The 26,326-nt window shown below is 57.3% G+C and carries 23 protein-coding genes, 1 other RNA gene, 4 pseudogenes and 1 riboswitch; of the genes and pseudogenes, 14 read left to right on the forward strand and 14 right to left on the reverse strand.

Annotated elements, in window-relative coordinates:
- Positions 1–272: 272 nt before the first annotated feature.
- On the forward strand, positions 273–1,256 hold the full coding sequence (locus tag ACR3ES_RS00005) for a hypothetical protein (RefSeq protein WP_480634673.1): 984 nt from the start codon (positions 273–275) through the stop codon (positions 1,254–1,256).
- A gap of 23 nt (positions 1,257–1,279) precedes the next feature.
- On the opposite strand, the gene ACR3ES_RS00010 is transcribed toward ACR3ES_RS00005, so the two are convergent.
- The 5 genes and pseudogenes from ACR3ES_RS00010 to ACR3ES_RS00030 all read right to left on the reverse strand — a co-directional run bounded on the left by ACR3ES_RS00010 (position 1,280) and on the right by ACR3ES_RS00030 (position 7,677).
- Positions 1,280–2,857, reverse strand: coding sequence for an ABC transporter ATP-binding protein (locus ACR3ES_RS00010; RefSeq protein ID WP_170431151.1), 1,578 nt, complete (start codon positions 2,855–2,857; stop codon positions 1,280–1,282).
- Positions 2,854–3,977 (reverse strand): annotated as a pseudogene (locus ACR3ES_RS00015) (ABC transporter permease). The gene ACR3ES_RS00010 and the pseudogene ACR3ES_RS00015 overlap by 4 nt, the downstream one beginning before the upstream one ends.
- Entirely contained in the window at positions 3,958–5,043 is a 1,086-nt protein-coding gene (locus ACR3ES_RS00020) for a microcin C ABC transporter permease YejB (protein ID WP_170431148.1), read from the reverse strand. Before ACR3ES_RS00020 ends, ACR3ES_RS00015 begins: the two are co-directional and overlap by 20 nt.
- A 6-nt stretch (positions 5,044–5,049) precedes the next feature.
- Positions 5,050–6,993: an extracellular solute-binding protein gene (locus tag ACR3ES_RS00025; RefSeq protein WP_170431146.1), complete on the reverse strand. Its 1,944-nt coding sequence runs from the start codon at positions 6,991–6,993 to the stop codon at positions 5,050–5,052.
- A 171-nt stretch (positions 6,994–7,164) separates the two neighbouring features.
- Complete coding sequence (locus ACR3ES_RS00030) at positions 7,165–7,677, reverse strand: c-type cytochrome (RefSeq protein WP_170431247.1); 513 nt, start codon at positions 7,675–7,677, stop codon at positions 7,165–7,167.
- A gap of 120 nt (positions 7,678–7,797) precedes the next feature.
- On the opposite strand from ACR3ES_RS00030, the gene ACR3ES_RS00035 reads away from it, so the two are divergent.
- Entirely contained in the window at positions 7,798–8,631 is an 834-nt protein-coding gene (locus tag ACR3ES_RS00035) for a prephenate dehydratase (RefSeq protein ID WP_170431144.1), read from the forward strand.
- 6 nt (positions 8,632–8,637) lie between these two features.
- Here the strand turns inward: ACR3ES_RS00035 and ACR3ES_RS00040 are convergent, their stop codons facing one another.
- The 4 genes and pseudogenes from ACR3ES_RS00040 to nudC all read right to left on the reverse strand — a co-directional run bounded on the left by ACR3ES_RS00040 (position 8,638) and on the right by nudC (position 11,193).
- Complete coding sequence (locus ACR3ES_RS00040) at positions 8,638–9,183, reverse strand: chloramphenicol phosphotransferase CPT family protein (RefSeq protein WP_480424551.1); 546 nt, start codon at positions 9,181–9,183, stop codon at positions 8,638–8,640.
- Positions 9,184–9,227: 44 nt separating this feature from the next.
- Positions 9,228–9,740 (reverse strand): GNAT family N-acetyltransferase, encoded by a 513-nt coding sequence (locus tag ACR3ES_RS00045; protein WP_170431140.1) that lies wholly within the window; start codon positions 9,738–9,740, stop codon positions 9,228–9,230.
- Entirely contained in the window at positions 9,730–10,197 is a 468-nt protein-coding gene (locus tag ACR3ES_RS00050; RefSeq protein WP_170431138.1) for an SRPBCC family protein, read from the reverse strand. Before ACR3ES_RS00050 ends, ACR3ES_RS00045 begins: the two co-directional genes overlap by 11 nt.
- A gap of 38 nt (positions 10,198–10,235) precedes the next feature.
- A pseudogene (nudC, locus tag ACR3ES_RS00055) lies at positions 10,236–11,193 on the reverse strand (NAD(+) diphosphatase).
- Between the two features lie 183 nt (positions 11,194–11,376).
- Here nudC and ACR3ES_RS00060 point away from each other — a divergent pair.
- The 3 genes from ACR3ES_RS00060 to rsgA all read left to right on the forward strand — a co-directional run bounded on the left by ACR3ES_RS00060 (position 11,377) and on the right by rsgA (position 14,594).
- Entirely contained in the window at positions 11,377–13,251 is a 1,875-nt protein-coding gene (locus tag ACR3ES_RS00060; protein ID WP_480424553.1) for a bifunctional 2',3'-cyclic-nucleotide 2'-phosphodiesterase/3'-nucleotidase, read from the forward strand.
- A gap of 39 nt (positions 13,252–13,290) precedes the next feature.
- Positions 13,291–13,389: signal recognition particle sRNA small type (ffs, locus tag ACR3ES_RS00065), an RNA gene on the forward strand.
- Between the two features lie 176 nt (positions 13,390–13,565).
- Positions 13,566–14,594, forward strand: coding sequence for a ribosome small subunit-dependent GTPase A (gene rsgA, locus ACR3ES_RS00070; RefSeq protein WP_170431134.1), 1,029 nt, complete (start codon positions 13,566–13,568; stop codon positions 14,592–14,594).
- A 33-nt stretch (positions 14,595–14,627) separates the two neighbouring features.
- On the opposite strand, the gene ACR3ES_RS00075 is transcribed toward rsgA, so the two are convergent.
- Positions 14,628–15,512 (reverse strand): alpha/beta hydrolase family protein, encoded by an 885-nt coding sequence (locus ACR3ES_RS00075; RefSeq protein ID WP_480424555.1) that lies wholly within the window; start codon positions 15,510–15,512, stop codon positions 14,628–14,630.
- Between the two features lie 131 nt (positions 15,513–15,643).
- Positions 15,644–15,864: riboswitch (cobalamin riboswitch) on the forward strand.
- Positions 15,865–15,953: 89 nt separating this feature from the next.
- Here ACR3ES_RS00075 and ACR3ES_RS00080 point away from each other — a divergent pair.
- A complete protein-coding gene (locus tag ACR3ES_RS00080) occupies positions 15,954–16,361 on the forward strand; it encodes a hypothetical protein (RefSeq protein WP_170431243.1) in 408 nt (135 codons plus the stop codon).
- Between the two features lies 1 nt (position 16,362).
- On the opposite strand, the gene ACR3ES_RS00085 is transcribed toward ACR3ES_RS00080, so the two are convergent.
- Positions 16,363–16,866 (reverse strand): phosphatase domain-containing putative toxin, encoded by a 504-nt coding sequence (locus tag ACR3ES_RS00085; protein ID WP_170431130.1) that lies wholly within the window; start codon positions 16,864–16,866, stop codon positions 16,363–16,365.
- Between the two features lie 170 nt (positions 16,867–17,036).
- On the opposite strand from ACR3ES_RS00085, the pseudogene ACR3ES_RS00090 reads away from it, so the two are divergent.
- From ACR3ES_RS00090 to ACR3ES_RS00110, 5 genes and pseudogenes are all read left to right on the forward strand, one after another.
- Positions 17,037–18,799, forward strand: a pseudogene (locus tag ACR3ES_RS00090) (DNA polymerase III subunit gamma/tau).
- 154 nt (positions 18,800–18,953) lie between these two features.
- On the forward strand, positions 18,954–19,298 hold the full coding sequence (locus tag ACR3ES_RS00095; protein WP_170431126.1) for a YbaB/EbfC family nucleoid-associated protein: 345 nt from the start codon (positions 18,954–18,956) through the stop codon (positions 19,296–19,298).
- Between the two features lie 62 nt (positions 19,299–19,360).
- Positions 19,361–19,954 carry a recombination mediator RecR gene (recR, locus tag ACR3ES_RS00100; protein WP_170431125.1) on the forward strand — a complete coding sequence of 198 codons (594 nt, stop codon included), beginning with the start codon at positions 19,361–19,363 and terminating at the stop codon, positions 19,952–19,954.
- A gap of 27 nt (positions 19,955–19,981) precedes the next feature.
- Entirely contained in the window at positions 19,982–20,578 is a 597-nt protein-coding gene (locus ACR3ES_RS00105) for a hypothetical protein (protein WP_480424559.1), read from the forward strand.
- A 289-nt stretch (positions 20,579–20,867) separates the two neighbouring features.
- Positions 20,868–21,356, forward strand: coding sequence for a hypothetical protein (locus ACR3ES_RS00110; RefSeq protein WP_170431123.1), 489 nt, complete (start codon positions 20,868–20,870; stop codon positions 21,354–21,356).
- Here ACR3ES_RS00110 and ACR3ES_RS00115 read toward each other — a convergent pair.
- Positions 21,353–21,982, reverse strand: coding sequence for a ribonuclease T2 (locus tag ACR3ES_RS00115; protein ID WP_170431121.1), 630 nt, complete (start codon positions 21,980–21,982; stop codon positions 21,353–21,355). The genes ACR3ES_RS00110 and ACR3ES_RS00115 overlap by 4 nt on opposite strands.
- 130 nt (positions 21,983–22,112) lie before the next feature.
- Between ACR3ES_RS00115 and ACR3ES_RS00120 the strand changes: the two genes are divergently transcribed.
- A complete protein-coding gene (locus ACR3ES_RS00120; RefSeq protein ID WP_170431119.1) occupies positions 22,113–22,874 on the forward strand; it encodes a cell cycle transcriptional regulator TrcR in 762 nt (253 codons plus the stop codon).
- 51 nt (positions 22,875–22,925) lie between these two features.
- On the forward strand, positions 22,926–23,315 hold the full coding sequence (locus ACR3ES_RS00125) for a hypothetical protein (RefSeq protein ID WP_170431117.1): 390 nt from the start codon (positions 22,926–22,928) through the stop codon (positions 23,313–23,315).
- Positions 23,316–23,367: 52 nt separating this feature from the next.
- Here the strand turns inward: ACR3ES_RS00125 and ACR3ES_RS00130 are convergent, their stop codons facing one another.
- Both ACR3ES_RS00130 and ACR3ES_RS00135 read right to left on the reverse strand, forming a co-directional pair.
- Positions 23,368–24,399 (reverse strand): permease, encoded by a 1,032-nt coding sequence (locus ACR3ES_RS00130; RefSeq protein ID WP_170431115.1) that lies wholly within the window; start codon positions 24,397–24,399, stop codon positions 23,368–23,370.
- A complete protein-coding gene (locus tag ACR3ES_RS00135) occupies positions 24,392–24,700 on the reverse strand; it encodes a winged helix-turn-helix domain-containing protein (protein WP_170431113.1) in 309 nt (102 codons plus the stop codon). The genes ACR3ES_RS00130 and ACR3ES_RS00135 overlap by 8 nt, the downstream gene beginning before the upstream one ends.
- A gap of 135 nt (positions 24,701–24,835) precedes the next feature.
- Here ACR3ES_RS00135 and pdxR point away from each other — a divergent pair.
- Positions 24,836–26,295 (forward strand): annotated as a pseudogene (gene pdxR, locus ACR3ES_RS00140) (MocR-like pyridoxine biosynthesis transcription factor PdxR).
- Positions 26,296–26,326 lie beyond the last annotated feature (31 nt).

A 26,326-nucleotide genomic window follows, 5' to 3' on the forward strand; every position in this document is an offset into this window, starting at 1 on the left:
CCCAGCCTGCCTGGGCGCGGCAAGTCATGGAAACGGCCTCACCCGCTTGATGAAAGCTCTGCGGCATGAGGCGCCGGAATTCGATATCGCCGCCGGTCGGGATGAGGCCGCAGACAATGCCCGCGCCATTGCGGGTTTTGCGGATGTTAAAAGCACATTGGAAAAATCGTTGTTCTGCGGGGTCTCGGCGACGGCGTTAAGGCGCACGAAGCCTTGGGAGGGAAACAGTTGGCAATCTGACAACGCTGGACGCCAAGACACAGATCGGTGCGTTGGAGGCAGGACAGATCGGGCTGGCAGTGAAATCCGATCACCTCAATCCCGGATATCTGTATGACAGCAACTCGGCCACTCCGCTTCCGGAGTGGGCGTCTTCGCACCCGGTGGCTCACCGGCAAGTGGTGTCTCCGTCCCATGAACGCGACGATGTGCGCCTGTCGAACGCCTTGTCACGCATGGCCGAGATCGATCCTGGACTGCATCTGGAACAGGATGAACTCAGCGGGCACGCAGTGCTTGGCTCGCAAGGTCCGCAGCATATGCGGCGCGTGACGGCGAAACTGGCCGAGGATTTTGGGATCGAAATCGAGGCCGAACCTGTTGAAACCGCGTATCGCGAGACCATCAAGTCAACCATCGAACACCGGCACAGGCACCGCAAGCAATCCGGCGGCGCCGGGCAATTTGCGGATGTGGTGATTTCGATAGGGCCAATGCCGCGCGGTGCGGGATTTCAGTTCGAGGAAGTCGTTAAAGGCGGTGCGGTACCCAGAAACTACATTCCATCGGTCGAACACGGCGCCAAAGACGCGCTGATACAGGGGCCCGAAGGGTTTCCTGTCGTCGATGTCAAAGTCACGCTGAGCGATGGCAAACACCACAATGTCGACAGCTCGGACTATGCGTTCCGGACCGCAGGCAAAAACGCCGTGCGCGAGGCGCTCCCGCAGGCCAAACCGGTTGTCCTGCAACCCATCCTGAACGCAGAAATCCACCTGCCTTCAGCTTTTGTGGGCGATCTCGTACCAACGATCAGTTCTCTGCAGGGTCAGGTGCTGGGCTTTGAAGGCAATCCAAACGCATCAGGATGGGAGATATTCAACGCCCTGCTGCCGGCGGTCGCCGAGGACGAGCTGCACCGCACCCTTGCAAGCGCAACGCGCGGCACCGGTTGGGTTAAGCTGAACTTTGATCACTACGAAGAGCTTCGCGGGCCAGTGCCCAAATCGGCTGCACGGGAAACCGCCAACGCCTGAAGTGTTTTAGAGGCAGGCTGCCTTTAGCCCGCCGCAGCGATCAGTTCGCGGGTGTACTCCGTCTGCGCGTTTTCGAACAGATCCTCGGCAGCGCCCATCTCGATCACGTCGCCATTTCGCATGACGATCACTTTGTGCGACATGGCCCGCACAACCTTCAGGTCATGGCTGATGAACAGATAGGCCAGCCCGTATTTTCGTTGAAGATCCCGCAGCAGGTCCACAATCTGCACCTGCACGGTCATGTCCAGCGCGCTTGTTGGTTCGTCCAGCACCAGCAGTTTTGGACGCAAAACCATCGCCCGCGCAATGGCGATGCGCTGACGCTGGCCGCCCGAGAACTCGTGCGGGTACCGATCCATTGACACAGGATCAAGGCCGACCTCGGTCATCACCTCGGCCACCAGATCTCGCGGAGCGCGATGCGGATCGACCTTATGGATTGCCAGGCCTTCGGCGATGATCTGCTGGCAGGTCATGCGCGGGCTGAGGCTACCGAACGGATCCTGAAAAACGATCTGCATATCCTTGCGCAGCCGCCGTAACTCGCGTGTCGACCAGCTTCGGACATCCTGATCACGGTATGTGATTTCACCTTCGGACGCGATCAGCCGCATGATCGCCAAGGCCAGCGTCGTCTTCCCCGAACCGCTTTCACCGACAATGCCCAGCGTCTCCCCCGCGCGCACGCTCAGGGTCGCGTCGTTGACCGCTTTCACATAGCCAACGGTGCGTTTCAACAGCCCGCGTTGAATCGGAAACCAGACCTTCAGGTGTTCAGTTTTGGCAACTTCCTCCGCATCGCCCGCCACCGGATCGGGCGCGCCAGATGGCTCTGCCGCAAGTAATTTGCGCGTATATGGATGTTGCGGGTTGTCGAAAATTTCAAGCGTCGGGCCCGTCTCGACGATCTCGCCATCTTTCATCACACAAACCCGGTCTGCGATCCGCCGCACAATGCCCAGGTCATGGGTGATGAACAGCATCCCCATGTTCTCGGATCGCTGCAATTCTGCAAGCAACTCAAGAATCTGAGCCTGAATGGTCACGTCCAAAGCGGTTGTGGGCTCATCCGCAATCAGGATATCCGGCTTGTTGGCCAAGGCCATGGCAATCATCACACGCTGCCGCTGACCGCCGGACAGCTGATGTGGATAACTGTCCAACCGGTCCTGGGGGTCGCGGATACCGACCTTGACTAACAGTTCGATAATCCTGTCGCGTGCGGTATCACCTGTCACATTCTGGTGCAGCGCCAGAGATTCCGCCATCTGCTTCTGAATCGTGTGCAGAGGGTTCAGCGAGGTCATCGGCTCCTGAAAGATAAAGCTGATGTCGTTACCGCGCACGTCCATCAGATGCTGCTCAGAGGCCCCGATCATCTCTTGCCCGTCGTATTTTGCCGACCCTTCCACAATCGCACTCTCACCCAGCAAAGACACGGTCGACAGGGCTGTGACGGACTTGCCCGACCCGGACTCTCCAACCAACGCAACCGTTTCACCGCGATCAACGCTAAAGGACAAACCTTTCACAGCCGCAGAGACCTGTCCGTCCTGTCGGAAGGAAACCTTGAGGTTCTTTACATCCAACAGGCTCATGAAAAGGTCTTTCTCGGGTCAAAGGCATCACGGACGCCTTCAAAAATGAAGACCAGCAGCGACAGCATAATGGCGAAAGTAAAGAAGGCGGTGAACGCCAGCCACGGCGCCTGCAGGTTCTGTTTGGCCTGAAGGGTCAGCTCTCCCAGAGAGGGGCCGAAGACGGCAGGCCGAACCCAAGAAAATCCAGCGAGGCAAGCCCGCCGATTGTTCCGGTTACGATGAACGGCATGAAGGTCAGTGTGGCGACCATCGCGTTGGGCAGCATGTGGCGGAACATGATGGTCATGTTGCCGACGCCCAGCGCCCTTGCAGCGCGCACATATTCCAGATTTCGAGCCCTCAGAAACTCCGCGCGTACAACGCCGACCAGACCGGTCCAACTGAACAGGATCATCAAGGCCACCAGCAGCCAGAAACTTCGGCCAAGTATGGCGAACATGATGATAATCACATACAGCGATGGCGTCGCCGACCAGATTTCGATGATCCGCTGAAATATCAGGTCCAACCATCCGCCAAAGAACCCCTGAATGGCGCCTGCAAAAATCCCGACTAGGCTGGCCGCGCCGGTGACGATCAAGGTGAACAAAATGGACAAACGGAACCCATAGATCACCCGCGCCAGGACATCCCGTTTGGTGTCATCGGTACCGAGAAGGTTCTGCCCGTTTGGTGGCAGGGGCGCTGCGCCGGGGCGGTCGACGCTGGTGTTATATGAATAGGGGATCAACGGCCATATGGCCCAACCGCGTTCGAAACCCTCGGCCTGAAACGTTCCGGCATCGATCTGCTCAATAATGCCTTCGGGATCGTCAAAACATTGTTCAAGCCCACCGCTGTCGATCAGGCATTGAACTTCGGGATCGCGGTAGATCGCTTCGGTCTGAAAATCGCCGCCAAACTCGGTTTCGGCGTAGAAGTTGAAGATCGGCGTGTAGAAATCGCCGCGATACTTCACCAGGATCGGTTTGTCATTGGCGATGAACTCGGCAAACAATGACAGGCCAAAAAGCACGGAGAAAATGATCAGCGCCCAGAAGGCCCGACCATTACGCCGGAAGTTGCGCCAGCGGCGCTGATTAAGGGGGACAGTGCCATTACCCCTCCCGCTTTTCAAAGTCGATACGCGGGTCGACCAGAACGTACATCAGGTCGCTGATGATGCCGACAACAAGCCCCATCAGACCAAAGATGAACAGCGTACCGAAAATGACCGGGTAGTCTCGCGCCACGGCTGCTTCGAAACCCAGACGCCCCAGACCGTCCAACGAAAAGATGGTTTCGATGATGATCGAGCCACCAAAGAACACGCCTATGAAGACAGCAGGAAAACCCGCGATTACGATCAGCATCGCGTTACGGAAGATGTGACCATACAAAACCTTCCGCTCACTCAGCCCTTTTGCACGCGCCGTCATGACGTATTGCTTTTTGATCTCATCGAGAAAGGAGTTCTTTGTCAGCAGGGTCAGCGTCGCAAAGGCCGAGATTGTCAGCGCTATGATCGGCAAGGCAATGTGCCAGAAATAGTCGACAATCTTGCCAAACAGGCTGAGACTTTCCCAATTGTCTGAGGTCAGACCGCGCAGGGGGAAAATCTGCCAGTACGAACCGCCGGCAAACAGCACAAGCAAAAGGATGGCGAAGAGAAAACCGGGGATCGCATAGGCCACGATAATGGCTCCGCTGGTCCACGTGTCGAACTGAGAGCCGTCCTTGACGGCTTTGCGGATACCCAGCGGGATCGAGACAAGATAGGCAATTAGAGTCGACCAGAGACCCAGTGAGATCGAAACCGGCATTTTTTCCAGCACCAGATCAATCACACTGATCGAGCGAAAGTAGCTCTCGCCGAAGTCCAAAGTCAGATAGTTGCCCATCATCGTCAAAAACCGCTCCAGCGGCGGTTTATCGAACCCGAACTCTTTTTCAAGTTCTTCTATGAACTCCTTGGGCAGACCACGCGCGCCGATATACTCACTGTCCGAGCCAAAGGTTTCTTCGGTCTGCGCCCCTTCGCCACCGGCAAAGCCGGCAAAAACATCCCCTTCGCCTTGCATCTGGGCCAGGATTTGCTCGATCGGGCCGCCTGGAACAAATTGAACCAGAGTGAAGTTCACGACCATGATGCCGATCAGCGTCGGGATCACCAGCAACAGCCGGCGGAGAATGTATGCGCCCAAAACCGGTTACCTCACCGCGCCTGCGGCCTTCAATTCCTGGAATTTCTCCTCGTTGAACCACCAGAAGTCAAACTGACCGACAGCAAGTGGTGGCAGCACTTCGGGATGCTCGAACATGTCGTAATACGCAACCCATGTATCTGCGACATACCCTGTGGGGACCTGAATGCGCAGGTATCGCAATACGCGATCCAGCGACTTCAACGCAGCAATTTCTTCCTCACGGGACTTGGTTTCCAAGGCCGCATCAATGATTGCATCGACCAAAGGTTCCTGAAGGGATTGAGGATTGTAAGACGACACCACCGCCGTTTCTGATCCGTAGGCCTGCTTCAGGCCAGTACCCGCTTCCAGGAAAGGCTGGTTGCGGAAAAAGATCATGTCGAAATCTTTGTCGTAGTAGCGCTGAATCCACTGTGCGCTATCAGTTTTTTCGACTGTGACCGATATGCCAAAGCTTTCCAGGTTCGACGCATATGTCGTCACGATTGCCTCGGCAGTGTCCGAAGAGGACGCGTTGAGCATGATTGTGATTGCCATCGGGTTGCCTTCGGCATCTCTCAGCTTACCGTCGCCGGAGACCGTCCAACCCGCGTCGGAAAACAGTTGCAATGCTGTCCGTTTATTTCGGCGGTCGACTGTTCGGCTTGCGCTGGAGCTATGAGCGCGCACTGCCTCTTGAGTAAAGATCTCTTCGGGAACGATATCACCGAGCGATTCTAGGAACGCTATCTCTTGATCGGTGGGCACCCCATCCGCTGCAACTTCCGAGTTTTCGGCAAACGAATGGCGTTGCTCAGTCAACCCGAACTGGAGCGATTCAGAGGTCCATTCGAAGTTAAACGCCAGTCCGAGTGCTTCCCGGACTTTGATGTCGTCGAATGGCGCGCGCTGCATGTTGAAAATGAAACCCGAAGGCGACGGCGGCGTCATCACGGGAATGCTCTCACGCTTCACATAGCCCTTTTGAACCGCAGGAAAATCGTATCCGGTTGCCCATTTCTTGGTGCTGCCTTCGGCGCGGAAGGTGTATATGCCGGCCTTGAAGGCTTCGAACTCGGCTGCATCGTCTGCAAAGTACTCGACCCGTACGGTTTCAAAATTGTGCCGACCCACGTTGATCGGCAAATGCCAACCCCAGTAGTCGGGATTGCGACGGTAAAGGATATATCGGTTCAACTCAAAATCATCGACCACATACGGGCCGCTGCCCATGGGCGTCACGAGGCTTTGCTTGTCCAACCGCTCTCCGGTTTCTTCATACCAGGCCTTTGAAAAGACAGGCGTACCACCGACTTGAGAAATGAGGGACCGGCGCGAGATCCCATCCACAAAATTGTATTTGATCGTGTGATCGTCGATGATTTCATAACCTTCAATGCGCTGCTTGACCGCCCGCGCATAACTGCGGATGCCCTGTTCCAGGAACAGATCATGGGTAAAGGCGGCATCATGGGCTGTCAGCGGCGTTCCATCGGCAAACCGCGCCTCTGGACGCATATAAAAGATGCACCATTCCTTGGTGTCGGGGTACTCGACGGACTCGGCAAGTAGCCCGTAGGATTCGGTGATCGAGTCGGCAGGCGAGGCTGACCCGAACGGGCTGCCGCCAAACATGCTTTCCGCTATCAGCCCGGAATAAAGACCCGCCTTACCCTGCCAGTTAAAGCGGTTCATGCCATCAAACGTTCCCCGGGTGGAGACGGAAATCTCTCCGCCAATGGGGGCATTTGGGTTCACATAATCGAAATGTGGAAAATCAGGCGGGTAGCTGAGATCTCCGAAATAGGAGTATCCGTGCGCCTTGATTGTGCCACTTCCTTCAACACCAGCGGCAAAGGCGCCTTGCAAGCTCGGCGTCACCGCAGCCAGAGCGCCGCCACCCAAAAGCTGAAGGGCAGTGCGCCGCTTTAGCACCGTCTGCGCTGGCCAAATGCGTTTATTCGTCATACCCGCCTCTCCTGCATAGTCCCGACCGTCTTCATGCGGCTAAACCTAGCTAAAGGTCCAGCACTGACTGTTTCAAGTTTAGAATGCATAAACGCTTTGTGAAGTTTTTCCGGAACAAAAAAGCCGCTGCCTGTCGGCAGCGGCCTGGAATCACCTAGAATTGACCGGATATCAGTTCCCGATGGTTTGCAGATACGCAATCAGATCGGCGCGTTCTTCGGGTTTTCTCAAGCCCGCAAAGCTCATGGATGTGCCCGAAATATACGCGCTTGGGCGTTCAAGGAAGGCGTCTAGGGCCTCAGGTGTCCAGTTTCCGCCATGCGCCTGCATGGCTGCCGAATAACCGGTGAATCCTTTGGCCGTTGCAACGGGCCGGTCAACGATACCATACAGGTACGGACCGGTGCCATTGGCGCCATCTTCCAGTTTGTGGCAAGCCGTACACTTACGGTACACGCGGGCGCCCTTCTCGGGATCGGCAGCCGCCAACATGTCCTCGAACACAATTTCTTCGCCGTCCGCGCTTTCACCCGCGCTTTCGGTTTCGATGATATACGCAAGTTCGCCGTCACCATGGCCACCGGCATAATAAAGAATGTCGGCCCCCCATTTGGCCAACAGCAGCACCAGAAACGTGCCGAACAGGCCTGCTGCGGCCTTGGTAACTGTCATCGTGTCGAACATTGATCGCGAGTCCATTTCAGCTGTCTGCGCAGGTGTCTAAGGCTTCCCCTGACGAGAGGCAAGGTATAGACACCGCGACGAAACGCCCAATTCACGAACTTGTTGCATGGAATCGACCAAATGACCAACCGCATTGCCTTTCAGGGGGAACCCGGCGCCTACAGTCACGAAGCCTGCCGTAATGCGCGCCCGGATATGGAGGCTTTGCCCTGCCGGACCTTTGAGGATGTGATCGAATCGGTCCGCGCGGGCGATGCCGATCTTGCCATGTTGCCGGTTGAAAACACCACATACGGGCGTGTTGCCGACATCCATCGGCTGCTGCCCCATAGCGGCTTGCAGATTATCGACGAGGCCTTTGTGCGGGTTCACATCAACCTGCTTGGTGTCAAAGGGGCAAAGCTTGAGGACATTGCCGAAGCGCATTCACATCTGGTTCTCCTGCCGCAATGCGCAGAGTTTTTGAAAAAGCACGACATTCGCGGCCGTGTCAGCCCGGACAATGCCCGTGCGGCGCGCGAAGTGGCCGAAGTGGGGGATATTCACTCCGCTGCGCTGGCCAGCGCGCTTGCTGCCGAAATCTACGATCTCGACGTTCTCGCCCACCATATCGAAGACCACGACGACAATACGACGCGCTTTCTTTTGATGTCGCGAGAGGCTGACACGTCGCGGCGTGGAGATTATGGGATGATCACAAGTTTCGTATTTCAGGTCCGCAACATTCCCGCCGCGCTGTATAAGGCGATGGGGGGATTTGCGACCAATGGGATCAACATGACCAAGCTGGAAAGCTATATGGTCGACGGGTCGTTCACCGCAACCCAGTTCTACGCTGACATCGTTGGCCACCCCAAAGACCGCAACGTCAAGCTGGCGATGGACGAATTGGAGCACTTTACAACAAATGTGGAGATATTGGGCGTTTACCCGGCCGCACACCCGCGGGGGTAGGCAAATCTACCTATTGGAGCCCGATGCAAATTCGGACTGACGCAAAGCGCCACTCCAGGCATCCAGTATACGCCCGACATTTTCCTCCACTCCGGCCTCGGAGTGGATTTCGAGGTCGTAGAGTCTGCCCTTATGGATTTCAAAATAGTCCTTTTGCGCGCTGCCCGCTTGACGATCTCCGCGTTCTTGCTCGCGGGCGTTCAGAACCGGAAGGGAGCAATGCACAGCCACAAACAGAACGTCATGAGGCTCAAACAAGCTCTTCAGCGTGTCCGCCCATCCGGCTGTATCGAGGATATGTTCGAGAATCAGATTGTTACCGGCATTGGCATAGGCGGCCAGCGACTGGTAAAAACCATCAAACACGGTTGACCTCGACGCCGACCAGTCAAATTCTCCGCTGCGAAAGCGATCCATTGGGAGCGTACCCGCATCCCTAAGGTGGTCTATGGACACATGCCAGAACGGCATAGGCAATCGCCGCTGCAAAGCTTTGGCGATTGTCGATTTGCCGCTGCTTGATGCGCCATGAAGAAAGATGATCTGAGACACAGCTGAGCCTTACCGCACCAATCTAACACCGACGCTGAAAAGGTTCAGGACGGTAGTTGAAAAACCTTTGACACCGCATGTTTTTGCGTCCGGTATTCGCGGAAACCCATTGCCTCATAATATGCCAGCCCTTCACTGTTTTTCGCGCCAATTGTCGCATCAATGCTGGTGAGACCAAACTTACGCGCAGCCTCAAATGTCTTGGCAAACAACCCTCGTCCGATGCCACGGCGGGCAGCTGACGGTCGGATGTGCGTGCCTATGATGCCCCAGCCGACAGCCACATCATAAGGGTTGTCCGCCACAGCATGTTTGAGCGACTGAAAGCCCAGGATGCGCCCGATTTCGTCCGCAGCGACCGTACATCGAATACCATCAGGGTGGTCTATGTAGTGACCCAGAACAAATTCAGAAGTGCATGGTTTTGTTCGCTTTCCAGCCTCAACAAGGTCTTGCAAAACACTTGCGATCCCTTCGGCATCCGTTTCTTGCGCGCTTCGAAAGCTCACATCCTTCAATTGCCCATGCCTTTTCCCAAAACGGATTTCACGATCCATGCAAATGTCGCTGCTCCAGCTCTCTGGCAAAATCATCCAAACGCGTCTGAAACTGCCTGCGAAACCTCGATTGGCCCAGCTTCAGCGACTGCAACAACAGACGCGCAGGTAACGATTTGGCAGCCAGTGACATTTCGACACTCAGCCGGGTTTTGCGCTGAGACAATGCGAGAAAGTCAACCGTTGTAACCCCTGTCATTCCCTTGCTCGTCGATTCGAACCGCATTTGCCCAGGTCGTTCGTAATCCGTCATCACGATAGTCATCTGCCGAGGTTTACCGCGCAGCTTGAACTCGGTTTGCCACTCAGCTCCCGCAGCAACCGGCACTCCAAGGGTCATGCGCCGCACGTCAATTCCGCGCCGCATTGCCATTCGTTCGAATCTTTCAAAATCAGCAACCATGTCAAAGACCGACTGAATCGGAGCTTCGATGTCTTCCCGGGCTAGAAACTGCATATCTGCCTTTGCTGCATGTGCTTTTGCCTAGTGTTTCCTTAGTCCAGCGTATCTGCAAGCCAGTTCTGCAACAGGAAATGTGCGATCGCCCCTTTGCGGGCTGGCAGCAGTTTGGGATGTTCCCCGGCAAACGCCTGCATCACATCGGTCTTACTAACCCACATCGCCTCTTCAATCTCGACGGGGTCGATGTGGATATCCCGCGAAAGCGCTTCACCTGCGCATCCAATCATGAGCGAAGCGGGAAACAGCCAGGGCTGGCTCGAGAGATAAGAGACCGCACCAACCGGAACGCCCGCCTCCTCCATGACTTCGCGTCGGACGGCGGCCTCAAGGGTTTCGCCGGGCTCAACAAAGCCGGCCAACAAAGAGAACATCTTCTCGGGCCATCCCGGGACCGCCCCATCAGAACTAAATCTCCATGCGTGATCAGCATGATAACGACCGGATCGGTTCGAGGAAAATGCAGTGCGCCGCAAGAGGGGCACCGGCGCTGCCACCCGGCTTGCGAAGGCACGCTGGCCGCGCCACACCGCGCGCAAAAACGATGTGTCTCATGCCAGCCTATCACCGCCTTTGCAGTCGCCACCAGTTCTGCATCCCGCGCAATTCAGCAAACACAAACCCGTCAGGTAGATCTGGGTGATGCTGAACCGTCCTGTCGACAAACTCACCCAGACCGGAAAGATCCTGACCCTCGGCAGTCCATTTGGACATATCAATCGCAAAAACCGGAGCCTGATCATCAAGGCAACCCAGGAAAATTGGGCTTTCGACAAAAAGCTCTGCGCGTTCGATGACGAACGTATCGGACATCGGAATCAACCCAACTTGGTCCAGCGCCTCACCACACACCAAGGGTTTTCCGCGCCAAACCAAAAGACACTGTGCCGCCGGATCATCAGTGGCTTGGGACAGTTTATCCGCGTCGATACGAAAATGCGCCGCCCGGTCCAGACCCGCGCCGCCGAAAGTCACCGATTCCGCGTTTTTCATTAATTGTCCTTTAGATCTTGCTCACACGGCTGCCATGGTTGAAGCTGTCTTGCAATGGTGTTTTCTTGATTTCGAGTATGACAGGTGCCGCCGAAAGGTCGCATGGTCGCCCCGGAAATTTCACGTATTGTGCTTTTTAATCAAATTGTTCGAACAACAGCATCCTAAAGTAGAAGATTGAAATTGGACCACAAACCGTCAAGGCCGGTTCAAACGCAGCCGCCCAGTGCGCATGTCCGTATTCTGGCGACAACCGATCTGCATATGAACCTGAGCAGCTTCGACTATTATGCCGACAGACCGGACCCGACCATTGGCTTCACACGAACGGCAAGCCTGATCCGAGAGGCCCAGCGGCAGGCGCAGGACGCCCTCGTTTTGCTGTTCGACAACGGCGATTCCCTTCAGGGCACGCCGTTTGGAGATTGGGCTGTTCAGAATGGTGGCCCACACCCGATGATGCAGGCTTTCAAGTCATTGGGCTATGACGCAATCGGTCTTGGGAACCATGATTTTGGCTTTGGGTTGGAAGCCATCAATCACATGCTCAGCCAATCCTCCTGCCCGGTTGTGTGTAGCAACCTGCGATGTGTCTCCCAAACTCCGGAATGGCAAGACCGCATAATTCTCGACCGTGCAGTGTGCCAAGACGGCACCCACCGAGCGATCCGTATCGGCGTCTTTTCCGTTCTGCCCCCACAAACCGCCCGTTGGGAAAGTCACCTTTTACACGGAGAGGTCGTTGTCGATGACATTTTGACAACGGCACAACACACCGTTGGCAAGCTATTGGCCGATGGCTGCGATGTCATTGTGGCGCTGGCGCATTCCGGCCTCGGCCAAAGCCGACCGCATCCAGGACTGGAAAATGCGGTTGTGCCTCTTGCCGAGATCAACGGGATCGATGCGATCATTGCCGGTCACACACATCTGGCCTTTCCCAACAAGGTCAAAGACGACTGCGAGCATGTCGACCACACGGCTGGGCGAATTCACAACAAACCTGTTGTCTTACCCGGATCTGCCGGATCCCATCTGGGCGTCATTGATTTGCGCGTCGAACCCAAGCCGGGCGGCGGGTGGCGCGTCAGCACCCACCAAACTGATCTGCGACCGATCTTTCCAGCAGAAAGCAGCCGTCCCATAGCGGAAGACCCCGACATGCTGCGTCTTTTTGCATCAGGACATGCGGGCACCAGGACGATGGCAGCCGAGCCGGTTGCCTGGTTTCCGCGCAGCCTGCACAGCTATTTCAGTTTCTGTGCGCCAGATCGCGGGCTGGCATTGGTGGCATCCGCGCAGGCTGCGGCCGTGCGGTCATATCTGCCCGAAACGGCCTGGGCTCACCTGCCGCTGTTATCGGCGGTGTCACCTTGCAAAACGGGCGGGCGCGGGGGCCCCCGGCACTATACGGATGTCCCGGCCGGCGAGATTTGCCAACGCCATGTCGCGGATTTGCACGTCTTCCCGAACGAGTTGAGGGCGGTTCTGATCACCGGGGCACAGTTACACGATTGGCTGGAAATGTCGGCAAGTGTCTTTAACCAATTGGTGCCCGGTTCAGAAACCGATCTGATGGACACCCGCCGGGCCGGGTACAATTTCGACATCATTTTTGGACTCACCTACCAGATTGATCCGTCCCGGCCAGCTTGCTTCGACGCGGCTGGAAATCTGACGGACGCGACCCATGGAAGGGTGCAAAACCTGACATGCCAGGGACGACCCTTTCAACCAGATCACAGGTTTGTCGTGGCCCTGAACAACTACCGCGCCAGCGGTGGCGGGCAGTTTCCCTTTGTCAAAAAAGCCCAACGGATCGAGTTGCCCCCGTTGGACATCAAAAGCGTCGTGCGGGATTATCTGACCGAGCAGTTACCACACGATCCGATAAACTCCATGCCCTACCCGTTTTCACTGACGCCGCAATCCGGGACCCACGCGATCCTCAAAACGGGACCCGGAGCGCTCCGGCATCTTTCGGACATAGAGGTGTATGATCCACAGGTACTGAAACATGATTCCGAGGGGTTTGCGCAGATCCGCCTGACCCTTTGACGGGTTGTGTTTTCCACTGGTGTTGCCTATATCGGCACCTGAGAGGTTGGCGCGGGCGAGCGCCTCGCCAACCTGGTCAGGTCCGGAAGGAAGCAGCCACAACGAGCCCCGCTTGGGTCGATGTCCAACCTCTCACTTAAGGTGCCAATTGGCGCAGTGGAATCACTAGCCGCAGGAGGGCTTTTATGATTGTAGCAAATTCCCTTCGGGCACAGCGGTTCTGAATTTCAAAACCCCTGACTGCCTGAACACATCACCGACAGATGCGCGCGTGGCCATCTGAAGGTTTGTTGTACCTGAACACAGGCAGAACAATGTCCTTTACCTTATCGGACCTGGGATGGTCCTCACACTTTGCCGCGCAGCACGCGGCTAATCCATCATGCAATCCATTTCGTGTCTCGGCGGTTCACCGGGATCGTCTGATCGGTCTTGACCCCGCCGGCGAAATACCTCTGCTGACCCCGCATTGTCCGACAGGCGATTTCGCGGTTGGAGACTGGGTGCTCGCAGACGAAAACAACTGCGTTCAGCATCTGTTGCAGCGGCGCAGCGTGCTGAAACGGCGTGCGGCGGGAACCGGTGCAACATCACAGCTGATCGCCGCCAATGTGGACGTGCTGTTTATCGTCAGTTCCTGCAACGCCGATTTCAACCTGCCCCGGTTAGAGCGTTACCTTGCTCTGGCGCATCAGGCTGGATGCTATCCGGTTGTTGTTCTGACCAAGGCCGATGCCTGTGCCGACCCCCACGATTTCGAAGCGCGCGCGCAATCGCTTGCCCCGTTTCTAACTGTGCTAACGCTCAATGCGCTGGATCGGACCGCCATTCATCAGGTTTTGTCCTGGTGCCCTGCCAGTCAGACCGCAGCGCTGGTTGGATCGTCCGGGGTAGGCAAGACGACCCTGGCAAATGGGATGACCGGGTTGAGCGAGGCCACCGCCAGCATTCGCGAAGACGATGCACATGGCCGACACACTACAACTGTCCGCGCGCTGCGCCTGATGCGCAACGGCGGGTGGCTGATCGACACACCGGGAATGCGCGCCTTGCGGTTGCTGAACGCGCAGGAGGGCGTTGACGAAGTGTTCTCGGACATTCTGGAACTGGCGGATTCCTGCCGGTTCTCGGATTGCCAGCACATCTCAGAGCCCGATTGCGCGGTTCAAGCGGCCATCGAAACAGGCGCGCTTGATTCGGCAAGGTTGGAACGGTGGCGAAAACTGCGGCGCGAGGATCAACGCAATTCGGAAACCGTGGCGCAATCGCGCGCCCGCAACAAAGCCTTTGGCAAGATGGTGCGCTCCGTGATGCAGGACAAAAATGCCCGCAAACGCTACTGACCAAAGGGGCGCCGATTTTTGGCGCCCCTGACTTCAGGCGATCAGCCGGGGCCAGATGTTTGCACTGCGGCGGGCAAACGCCCCGATGTGGCCAATTTTTGACAACCCAAAGTCCTTTGGAACCAACAGGTGTCGCTCACCCTCTGGGCCGTACAGATCGGCCAGACGCCAAACCGCTTCTGGCGGGACCATTTCGTCGTCCTCAAACGTGAACAGATCAACGGGTACACCTGACCCCGACCAATGGGCGTCCGGCAATTCGACACCAATATCTGGCACATAGTTCTCCGGGGCCGTGCACCACTTGCGCCACTCCCAATACACCGAAGCGGGCAGGTCGGACCCAAACCCGAGCGCTTTCCCGGGCAAGTATCCAAATGCACGCACAAACAGTGGCGCATGGCCGTGCCAGAAAAGCCAGGCCAAAGCCCGATACGGCCAGGGATGGTCGGCCAATGTCACAAGGCCCGAGCACACGCAGATCATCCGATCGATCTGATCGATATCCGGCTGCAACGGCCCCAGCATCGCACCTATTGAGTGGCCAATGGTCCACTGTTTTGCGTCAGGAAACCGGTTCCGCATCTCGGTCCGAGCGGCAGGCATGTCGACCAGAGCCCACTCCGCCATTGTGACGCGAGAGTCTCTCAGGTGACCGCTACGGGAATGACCGAAATCTCGATAATCGTAGGTCAGGCAAGCCATCCCTTGTTCTGCGGCCAGCCAATGGGCGAAATGTCGATAATAATCGCGCGGCACACCTGTCGCGCTGTTCAGAACCACGACCGTATCCGGCTCGGCCAATGGTCGGTAGAACCGCGCCGACAGCATTGCCGGCCCAGACGGGAATTGAAATTCTTCGGTCAGTACCGCCTGCTGCGTATCCAACATGGTGCCCTCGGACTCAATCTGAACCAAGCAGTTCACTTTGATGGGCGTAAGTCAACACTGATCCGAGTTGACCAAACGTCCACTTAAGGTCAGCTCCGGCCTTCAAATCGCAGGGCGTCAGATACCAAAGATCAACTTGACTTTGGTCGCCGGTACCCGCTAGCGATTGTGTGATGGTTCTCGCGCCCCACAAGGGCTCGGGATGAAAAGGGAACACGGTGCGGTCCTGCCCGGTGATGACCGGAACGGACCAAGGCCGCGACTGCCCCCGCAACTGTAAGCGGTGAGCAACGCCGAAATACCACTGGCCGAAAGGCTGGGAAGGTCGGCAGAGCGATGATCCGCAAGTCAGGAGACCTGCCATCGAAACTGAAACCGAAACTCGGGCGGGGTGTCCGGGCAGGTCTCGACGGCGTAGATTGCCGTCCCGCCTGGTCCATGCCCTGTCCGCCGCGCGGAGGGCGCAGGATGATCTGGAAGACGGAAACACATGAATTCACCGCAACGGTGTGTCAGCGGACGGGCAAACCCTGCCCTGCGCTTGCGCGCATGGCGCGGGTAATGGCACAGGCCATGGCCCAAGCTGCCAATGTCACCACCGAGGCGTTTGAGATCGAAGGCGACAGCACATTGACCCATTGTCCTGAGGGCTGCATGGCTCGGTTTCGGGCGCAACAGGATCAGATACGGGTCTACTGTGGCGCTGATCCCGAAACCGGGATGAACCTGTTGGATAACTATGCCGATATGATCTTTGGTCTGGAGTTCAGCGCGATGGCGTCCGGCACCATCTGCAAACCACCTTGTGCTCTGCTGGAAGCAACGGTTTTGACGCCCCCAGCCGCGGCGCAAGAACCGCAGCACGTTCCTGCGTGACCTAGTGATCCACCGTTGCTCGGGCCGGTTCAGCGGCCCAGTTCCTCTGCGCCTCTGTCTCGACGGCGCAGGGGCGTAAAGCCCGCAAACGCGCCAGAGCCTGACCCGGCTGTTCACCGCATTCGACCATTAACCGCAAGACGACCATCCCGGACCTGCCGCACCCGCCCTTGCAATGGACCATCACACGCCCACCGCCCGACAAGGCGTGCCGAATCGCACTGCTAACCGAGGGCCATTGATTGATGACGGTTGCGGGCGGTGAATTGAAATCATCCACCGGCAGATGCACCCAGCGACTGGCACGACTCTGAATGTCTTGGCCGAAAGCCTGCGCGCCGTATTGCACCATCTCGGCAGCGGTCGTCATCGAAAGCACAATACCGGGTTTCCAGTCGGAAATCACATCCAGATCACCCGGATAATCCCCACCTCGCCCCGGCAGCGAGGTCAGAGCGAGTGTGCCACCACCCACCTGCAAAGCGTAGATCACCATTTGAGACATGGATCGCGACCTCCCGATACTCCCTAGAACCAAACTGTCGTGTGAAATGCACCTGTCTAATCTACCCGCGGCGTGACACTTTCCAAACCGAAAATCCTGTCATCGCGCTGTGGACGCGGGCGGCGGCGGGCCTTACGCTGCATCGAAGTTCCGAATCCACCAGAGCAGACATGACCGACACTTCCAGCCCCGCCTATCAGGTTCTCGCCCGCAAATACCGCCCAGAGACCTTTGCGGATCTGGTTGGACAGGATGCCATGGTGCGCACGCTTAAGAATGCGTTCGAAGCGGATCGGATCGCACAGGCCTTTGTCATGACCGGGATCCGCGGCACCGGAAAACCACCACCGCACGGATCATCGCAAAGGGCATGAACTGCATTGGCGAGGACGGCAACGGCGGGCCGACAACTGAACCCTGCGGGAAATGCGAGCACTGTGTCGCCATCATGGAAGGACGTCACGTCGATGTTCTGGAAATGGACGCGGCCAGTCGCACCGGCGTCAACGACATTCGCGAAATCATCGACAGCGTCCGATACCGCGCGGCTAGCGCACGCTACAAGATTTACATCATCGACGAGGTTCACATGCTCTCGACCAGCGCCTTCAACGCGCTGCTCAAAACGCTGGAAGAACCCCCGGAACATGTAAAGTTCATCTTTGCAACCACTGAAATCCGCAAGGTTCCGGTCACGGTTCTGTCACGCTGTCAGCGCTTCGATCTGCGCCGGATCGAACCGGAAGACATGATTGGCCTGTTACGCAAGATTGCCGAAAGCGAGAACGCTCTGATCGCCGATGACGCTTTGGCACTGATTACCCGCGCCGCAGAAGGGTCAGCGCGGGATGCAACCTCACTGTTGGACCAGGCTATCTCGCATGGTGCCGGCGAAACAACGGTCGATCAGGTGCGCGCCATGCTGGGTTTGGCAGATCGCGGTAGGGTTCTGGACCTGATGGACATGATCCTGCGCGGCGATGCAGCAGGCGCGTTGACTGAGCTGAGCGGACAATATGCCGAGGGTGCGGATCCGCTGGCCGTTCTGCGCGATCTAGCCGAAATCACGCACTGGGTCTCGGTCGTCAAAATCACACCCGATGCAGCCGAAGATCCAACTGTCGCCCCAGATGAGCGCACACGCGGGCTGCAGATGGCCGAAGCCCTGCCGATGCGTGTGCTGACCCGGATGTGGCAAATGTTGCTGAAGGCTCTGGAAGAAGTGTCCGCCGCGCCAAATGCGATGATGGCTGCGGAAATGTCGATCATCCGCCTGACGCATGTGGCGGACCTGCCCAGCCCGGAAGAACTGGTGAAACGGCTGCAAGATGCCCCGCCACCGCCGAATGGAAGTCCTGGCGGCGGCGTGACACCCCAACGGACCGGTGTGCCGAGCGTTCAGACGAGCGCGACCACATCCCAGACGTACGCCCCCACGCCACAAGGTTCCGGTGGCGCGCCCGTAGCAGCATTGGCCCAAGATGTTCAGGCCGCGTTGGCCCGGTATCCGACTTTCGAACATGTGGTCGAACTGATCCGGGCACATCGGGATGTCAAACTGCTGGTCGAAGTGGAAAACGGCATCCGTCTGATCTCTTACCAACCGGGCCGGATCGAGTTCACACCGGCGGATCAGGCTCCGACAGACCTTGCTGCGCGACTGGGTTCGGCGTTGCAGCGCTGGACGGGCAACCGATGGGCGGTGTCCATCGTGTCAGACGGCGACGCGCCCACGATAAGCGAATTGCGAGACAAGGCAGAACTGACCTTGAAGGCCGAGGCCGAACAACACCCTTTGGTTCAGGCCGTTTTGGCTCAGTTCCCAAAGGCAAAGATCACCCGGATCGAAACCCCCGAACAACGTGCGGCCCAGGTCGAAACCGAGGCGTTGCCCGAAGTCGAAGACGAATGGGACCCGTTCGAAGAGGATTAGTCTGCCCCGCCTCTGAATGCTGGACAGTTCTTGGGCGCACAAACAAAAAAATTCTCGCCACAGACCATAGCGACCGATGGGAATGCCCACGGCCCTTGTGCAGCGCAGGCACCGCCCGTATCTAAGCAGCAAATTGATACACAGGAGAAAACAGATGCTCAAAGGACTCGGCGGTCTGGGCGACATGGCCAAGATGATGAAATCCGCTCAGGACCTTCAGACCAAGATGACCGAGATGCAGGACGAGCTGAACAACATCGTTGTTGTCGGCGAATCCGGTGCCGGGCTGGTCAAAGCCACGGCCACGGCAAAAGGAGAGTTGAAAGGTCTGGATATCGACCCGTCGATCTTCAACGGCGACGACAAGGAAGTGGTCGAAGACCTGATCCTGGCGGCCATCAAAGATGCCCAGTCCAAGGCGTCGGAACGCTCGCAGGAAGAAATGGGCAAGCTGACCGAAAGCATGGGATTGCCGAAAGACATCAAGCTGCCGTTCTGATACACCGTCCTGACGGATCAATGGTCGGGCCACCTTGCGTGGCCGCTCTGCAGGAACACGCGGTGAGTTCGAACAGCGATATCGACAATCTGATCGACCTTATGGCCAAACTGCCGGGTCTCGGGCCGCGCTCGGCGCGGCGCGCCGTGCTGCATCTGATCCGCAAACGCGCTCTGCTGCTGACGCCGCTCTCGGACGCGATGCAACAGGTGGCCATCACCGCCCGCGAGTGTCTGAACTGCGGCAATGTGGGCACGACCGACATCTGCGACATCTGCAATGACGAGGCTCGCGCCACCGGAGAGCTCTGCGTGGTCGAAGACGTCTCTGACCTCTGGGCGATGGAACGCGCGGGCGTGTTCAAAGGCCGCTATCACGTTCTGGGCGGCACCTTGTCCGCACTCGATGGGGTGGGTCCAGAAGAGCTGCGCATTCCCCGGCTCAAGGATCGGATAACCGCAGAAGGCATAACAGAAGTCATTCTTGCCCTGAATGCCACTGTCGATGGTCAGACTACAGCGCATTACATCGCGGACCAATTGGACGGTCAAGTGCGCCTGACCTCACTGGCCCAGGGCGTGCCGATTGGTGGCGAGCTGGACTATCTGGATGATGGCACAATCACGGCAGCGCTGCGCGCGCGGAAAGAACTTTAGCGAAACATAACAGGTGGACACCGGGTGTTGACCCCGAAAAACCATGTATTCGAGTGGGAAAACATGATGCGCGTTATTGCATTAATGTTAATCGTGGCGCTAGCTGCGGCACTTTCTGCCTGCACCACTAAACCGACACCCGGCCCGTCAGACATAGAGGACCTTGCCGCTGAAATTCAGGGGCTTGGGCCGGATGTGGATCCAGAGGAGGCATCGCGCGCGGCGCATATCGCCTATACCTATTCGCAACAACTCGCGCAGGAATACCGGGTCACGGACCCGCCGCTGATTCACAATGCCAAGGTGATGCATGGCTTTCGGGAACGCGGGCTCTGCAACGATTGGGCGCAGGATATCCAGAAGCGTTTGAACCAGGAGAATTTTCGGACGCTGACACTGCACTGGGCCACGTCACCGCCCACGGATTTCAGGATCATCCACCATTCCGCCGTTATCAGCAGACGCGGCGACACTATGTATGATGGCATTATTCTTGATCCTTGGCGCTACGGCGGGGTGCTGTTCTGGTCAAAAACCAAAGCGGATGAGCGCTACAACTGGCGACCCCGGATGGAAGTCCGAGAAGAACTGATAAACGCCAGCCGCGCCCGCCAAGCCAGCTAAGAAGTGTTGAGATCAAACATAATCGCACCCAATGGAACAAATAGGGCTTGGTCGTTTAGTCCATGATTGCTTTTGAATGGCCTTCCGTTAAGACCAATCTGGAATGGAAACTGAAGATCAGATCGGTCGCCAATTCAAAGAGGTCCGCAAGATCAGATCGTTTGTGGTGCCCTGAATCGACCTTTCAAAGTCGCTTGACCTGTAGGCTTAAGAGAACTGGTGCCTTTGATGGCGCGCCGAACTAGGTTAGAGACAAGCAAACTCAAGTATTTGTTTTGGGAGCTTAATTATGACCCGCCTTCTCGCCTTCATCTTCGCAGCCGTCACTGCAACCTCCGCTCTGTCGCAGGAGCTGATCGACAAGGGCTTTGTTGAAGGTTGGAACATCATGATGGACCCTGCGCTTGGAAACGGGTGCCTGATCCAGACGGTGTATCAGGATCTGTCGGTCGTTCGGTTGGGCTATGACGCGCTGGACAATCGGGGGTACTTCGCCGTTTACAACAAGGCCTGGGGCGACATTAAACAAGGTGAAAGCTATCCGATCCGGTTCGAACTGGACGGTAAGAGCTATGACGCTACTGCCATCGGGTTCAATGAACGCGACGTTCCGGGGGCCACCGTGTTTTTCACCGACCGGAGTTTCGTCAACGCGATTGCGCAGAACAAGACGCTGACTGTCTACAACCCGGCGGGTGAGGTGGTGATGGCGATTGATCTGAAAGGCACCGCCAAGGCGCTGGAATATGCCCGCGAGTGCCAGAACCGTGAGCTTTAACGAATCGGATCGAACAGAGCGTCTTTGGCGCTGCAATCCTTTATGGCATCACGACCGCAAGGAACTGGTTCTAGGTCATGGGAGAGGCACAGGCGGACTTCTTCAATATAGCCCTGCCTACACGTCACGGTGATCATATCCCGCTCCAGCACCGGGTTTTCCTTCAGAAAGGCCTCCTCAACAACCGATGCAGGCAGTTGCACCGACGCATCCAGCATGCGAAAGACTTTGGGTCGCTGAACGGCCTCATACGCCCGGCGTGACAGCGCGAGATAGTCGGGCGCGCTCAGTCCCGTGCAGGTGCCGTGCTTTTTCCACTGGTGCCAGGCCAGGCCGGAACTGCCTTGAATATCTTCCATTTCGCGGGTCATGCGCCGAGTCGGTGGTGCCTCGGACGTGGGACAGTAGGCCGGCCAGCCTTGATGGTATTGTGGCCAAAGCCCGTGTAGCACCCATCCATGGTCATACCGTGCATCGCATTGGTCCGATCCCCGGGCATCCCCTTCGCGCGCGCACCAGTTTGGCGACCAGCTGAGCGACAGAACATAATAGTCGAATTCACCGGCCTTCTCACCATCGGCCAGTGCTGCCATTGCGCTCAACACCCACAAAACAACCCAGCGCATTCGCCTCTTCCCTTCTTGCCTTTGCGCGACTATATACGGCCCAAGTTCCCCGACAACGGAAACCTGCCCCAAGATAAAGGGGCCGCCGAATTCCGGCGACGGGACACATGTATTCGAAGGAGACGGGCTGATGGCAAAACCCCTGATGGCCAAAGCGACAGCCGTATGGCTGGTGGACAACACCACGATCAGCTTCAAGCAGATCGCGGATTTCGTAGGCATGCACGAGTTGGAGGTGCAGGGCATCGCGGATGGTGACGTTGCCGCTGGCGTTAAAGGGTTCGACCCAATCGCCAACAACCAACTGACGCAAGAAGAGATCGACACGGCGCAGGATAACCCGCTGCACAAGCTGTCGCTGAAGTTCAATCCGGCGGCAACCGGCGAAGAGAAACGCCGCGGCCCGCGATACACGCCCTTGTCCAAACGACAGGATCGACCGAACTCGATTCTCTGGCTGGTGAAATTCCACCCTGAACTCAGCGACGGGCAGATCGCAAAACTGGTTGGCACGACCAAGCCCACCATCCAGTCAATCCGCGAACGGACCCATTGGAACATCTCGAACATGCAGCCGATCGATCCGGTTGCGCTGGGCCTATGCAAGCAGTCCGAGCTGGACATGATCGTGCAAAAGGCCGCCGCGAAGAAAGCCGCCGAGGGCGGCGTGATGAGCGACGACGAGCGCCGCAAGCTGGTATCGACCGAGCAATCGCTCGAAATGGATGCGGCGCCAAAGATTCCGACCGCCATCGAAGGTCTGGAAACATTTTCACTGTCGGATGAACCGGCGGACGAGAAAGAAGACGAGCCGATGGTGGATGCCGACAGCTTTTTCAACCTGCCCAAGGGCGGCGGTGAAGACGATGGCGAGGATGACCCACGCCCCTAAAGTAATGGTGACCCTGACCTGACCGGGTCGGGTCCTTTCTACGGGACACCCATGCTGAACTTTCTGTCCGCCATTTTTGGCCCCCACCTTGCCGTTTCGATCTACGCCTTCCTGAAAACATGGGGGCTGGGTTTGGCGGGCGGCGCGTTCATGATCGTGATCGTGACCAGCCTGTTCTTGCTGGGCGACGATGGCGAACACGAACATCATTCGTTCATGACCGTGCCGGTCTTGTCTGCGACGGCCATCAACGGAGATCTCAAAAACGGGGTGATCGCATCTGTTCGCTTGCCGGATGGAACCGCCACATCGATCACGTCGACCGAAGCTCCGATTTCACAGACGGTCGGCACCAGTGCCTGTGTTGAAAAGCGGGTGTATGTCGAAAGTGGCGAACCGCGCTACCGGTTCAAACTGCCAAGGTTCTGCGACACCGGTTGAGGTCCAGATTGCTTAGAAAAACCGTCCGACGATGCCACCGGACGGTTTGGTTTTAGATCATCTGGAACAGGATGCCAGTGATGATCGCGCCACCGACGCCAAGCGTCAGGTAGGTTGCAAAGACGCGCGGTTTGACCAAGGACCAGACCGCGGCCATTGCCGGGATTGAGCTGACGGCCCCTGCCACCATGAACGACATGGCAGCCCCCGCGCTCATGCCTTGCTCCATCAGACCGGCCAGCAGGGGCGGTGCAACGTAGGAATTCAGGTATGCGGGCATCCCGACGAGCGCGGCGACAACTATCGGTACGACACCTTCACCCCCGACCGCGCCTGCAATCAGGTCTGCGGGAACGTAGCTGACAAGCAGCGCTTCCAGCACATAGGCCAGGGCCAGCCACTTCAGCAAGAACAGGCCATTTTGCACAAACTCTGCCCGGAAACGCACACGACGCTCAGGTTCCTGCCAGAATTTCCAAACCGGCTTGTCCTCTTGTTTTGGTTCACAGCCGCAGCACCCTGCAGGCTTATACTCGCGCAAAGGTTGGGCAAAGGCTCCCTGCCGCATCAGAAACCGAACGGCGAACCCGCCGAACAGTCCCAACGCAACGGCGGAAATGGCTTTACCAACAGCAAACGGCCAACCCAAGGCCCCAGCCGTAATGAGCAGCGTTGGCGGATCAATCAAGGGCGAACTGAGCCAAAAAGCCATGACGGCAGACAGCGGCGCGCCCAAGGCCAGCAACCCGGCAATAAACGGTATGACCTCGCATGAACAAAACGGGGCCAAACCTCCAAACAACGCGGCCAGCAGAATCATCCGTGTTTCGCGGCCCTCAAACGCCCGGGCCACCATCACCTCGGCACCCGTGGCTTTGAGATAGGACAGCAGGAGAACGGCAAACAGTATGTACTGACCGGTATGGGCCAGCGCCTTGGCCGCAAAAGTGACGACTTCGATCCAGTTGCCGGGGTCCAGAACCGCAACAGCGGCGAGGATCGCTACGATCAAAGCCCACGGTGTTTTGATCACGTCAAGCGCGCCTTTGCTTAAGGGTCTGGGATTTTGTGTCAGCTCAGCCATCGTTCGCAGCCTTTGTAACCTCGTCCGCGCAGCATTCACTCAGAATGAACTGGGCGAGGTTTTCAAGTTCGTCGTAGCAGGCGCGGTTGATCGTGCTGCGCCCGATTTTCTCTTGCTCGACCACACCCCCTGCCGCCAAAAACCGCAGGTGATGAGCCAGTGTTGACGGGGCAATCCCTGTCCGGCTTTGGATCTCGCCAACCGTCAATCCTGCCTCACCAGCACGAACAAGCGTTTTCAGAACTTTCAACCGGGCTTCCGACCCCATAGCTGAAAACCCGGCAGCCGCTGTTTCCCACATCTCTTTAACTCCATTAAACTAGATTTATAGTTATTTAATCCATGTAATCCATTTGGTCAACTCCGGTCCGCATGATTTTTCAGCAGTTTCGTAAGTCCAGATTGCCCATCTTATAAGTCCAACCTATAAGACCCTATGGGAATATCGGTCGACACATTCTTTCTTGAACTGAACGGGCAAGGCACGCTGCAGGCGCGGATCCAACAGATGATCGCCGAGGGCATCCTGTCGGGCCGGTTTCACGTCGGAGAAAAACTGCCCTCTTCGCGCAAACTGGCCGCCCATCTTGGGGTCAGCCGGATCACTGTCACGTTGGCCTACACTGAATTGCTGGCCAACGACTATCTGACCGCAAAGGCCGATCCGGGTATTATGTTTCACAAAACGCGCCGGTCCCTCCGAAGTATTCACCGATGCAACGCGGCACAGAAACAGTGGACTGGGACAAAGCGCTGGCGCGGCGTTTTCTGGATTCGGATGTATTGCCAAAACCCAGCGACTGGCGCGAATACAGGTATCCCTTCATTTACGGACAGGCAGACCGGACTCTATTTGACCACGCCAACTGGCGGCTATGTGCGGTTCGTGCATTGGGGCACAAGGATTTCGACTCGCTGACAGGCGACTACGTGGATCAGGATGACCCGTTGCTGGTAGAGTTCATCGCCCGGCACACCCTGCCCCGCCGTGGCATCGCAGCGCGCCCCGAAGAGATCTTGATCACGCTCGGGGCACAAAACGCGCTTTGGCTGGCCTCGCGTATCTTGCTGACCCACAATCGCACAGCTGTCATCGAAAACCCCTGTTACTATGCGCTGCGGAGTCTTCTAAACCACTGGGATTGCAAGGTAACGCCCTTGAGCGTGGACCGGGATGGATTGCCGCCTGATGCGCTGCGTGACGACACGGACGTCATCTTTACCACACCCAGTCACCAAAGTCCGACAACTGCAACCATGCCGGTCAATCGCCGCAAACAATTGCTCGACCGCGCGCGCGCACTGGACGCCATGGTGGTCGAAGACGACTATGAGTTTGAAATGGCCTTTCTGGGTGCGCCATCGCCCGCGCTCAAATCCATGGATCGTGACGGCCGGGTGATCTATGTGGGCAGTTTCTCGAAATCTCTGTTCCCGGGATTGCGTCTGGGGTACATGGTTGGGTCCGAACCTTTCATACGCGAAGCCCGGGCGTTGCGTTCCCTCGTGCTGCGCCATCCTCCTGGCCATATCCAACGCACGGCGGCGTATTTCCTGTCTCTGGGCCACTACGATGCCCAAATCCGGCGAATGTCCCAAGCCTTAAGAGAACGTCGCGATGCGATGGACGCAGCCATAGATGAAAACGGACTGACTGTGGCCGGGCGCGGTGTGATGGGCGGTTCGTCTTTGTGGATGTCCGCGCCTGAACATGTCGACGCGACTTTACTTGCGCAAAAGCTGCAAAACCAAAGTGTCCATATCGAGCCGGGTGCATCGTTCTTTTCGGGGCCCCATCGGCCCCAGAATTTCTACCGCCTTGGCTACTCGTCCATATCGACCGATCGCATTGCACCCGGCATAAAGCTGATTGCGGATGCTATTCGCGCCGGGTAGCCGGTATCTGGACATAATCCGCATTTCGTTT

The sequence above is a fragment of the Ruegeria sp. B1 genome, from assembly GCF_056535885.1.

Bases quoted from the DNA above. Each gene is read 5' to 3' on its own strand.
- ACR3ES_RS00120 (WP_170431119.1), top strand. From the start codon at position 22,113: ATGGCAAAACCCCTGATGGCCAAAGCGACAGCCGTATGGCTGGTGGAC.
- ACR3ES_RS00025 (WP_170431146.1), bottom strand. From the start codon at position 6,993: ATGACGAATAAACGCATTTGGCCAGCGCAGACGGTGCTAAAGCGGCGC.
- ACR3ES_RS00085 (WP_170431130.1), bottom strand. From the start codon at position 16,866: ATGTCTCAAATGGTGATCTACGCTTTGCAGGTGGGTGGTGGCACACTC.
- ACR3ES_RS00035 (WP_170431144.1), top strand. From the start codon at position 7,798: ATGACCAACCGCATTGCCTTTCAGGGGGAACCCGGCGCCTACAGTCAC.
- ACR3ES_RS00135 (WP_170431113.1), bottom strand. From the start codon at position 24,700: ATGTGGGAAACAGCGGCTGCCGGGTTTTCAGCTATGGGGTCGGAAGCC.
- ACR3ES_RS00130 (WP_170431115.1), bottom strand. From the start codon at position 24,399: ATGGCTGAGCTGACACAAAATCCCAGACCCTTAAGCAAAGGCGCGCTT.
- ACR3ES_RS00045 (WP_170431140.1), bottom strand. From the start codon at position 9,740: ATGGATCGTGAAATCCGTTTTGGGAAAAGGCATGGGCAATTGAAGGAT.
- ACR3ES_RS00050 (WP_170431138.1), bottom strand. From the start codon at position 10,197: ATGCAGTTTCTAGCCCGGGAAGACATCGAAGCTCCGATTCAGTCGGTC.
- ACR3ES_RS00030 (WP_170431247.1), bottom strand. From the start codon at position 7,677: ATGTTCGACACGATGACAGTTACCAAGGCCGCAGCAGGCCTGTTCGGC.
- ACR3ES_RS00010 (WP_170431151.1), bottom strand. From the start codon at position 2,857: ATGAGCCTGTTGGATGTAAAGAACCTCAAGGTTTCCTTCCGACAGGAC.
- ACR3ES_RS00080 (WP_170431243.1), top strand. From the start codon at position 15,954: ATGATCTGGAAGACGGAAACACATGAATTCACCGCAACGGTGTGTCAG.
- ACR3ES_RS00125 (WP_170431117.1), top strand. From the start codon at position 22,926: ATGCTGAACTTTCTGTCCGCCATTTTTGGCCCCCACCTTGCCGTTTCG.
- ACR3ES_RS00110 (WP_170431123.1), top strand. From the start codon at position 20,868: ATGACCCGCCTTCTCGCCTTCATCTTCGCAGCCGTCACTGCAACCTCC.
- ACR3ES_RS00095 (WP_170431126.1), top strand. From the start codon at position 18,954: ATGCTCAAAGGACTCGGCGGTCTGGGCGACATGGCCAAGATGATGAAA.
- rsgA (WP_170431134.1), top strand. From the start codon at position 13,566: ATGTCCTTTACCTTATCGGACCTGGGATGGTCCTCACACTTTGCCGCG.
- ACR3ES_RS00115 (WP_170431121.1), bottom strand. From the start codon at position 21,982: ATGCGCTGGGTTGTTTTGTGGGTGTTGAGCGCAATGGCAGCACTGGCC.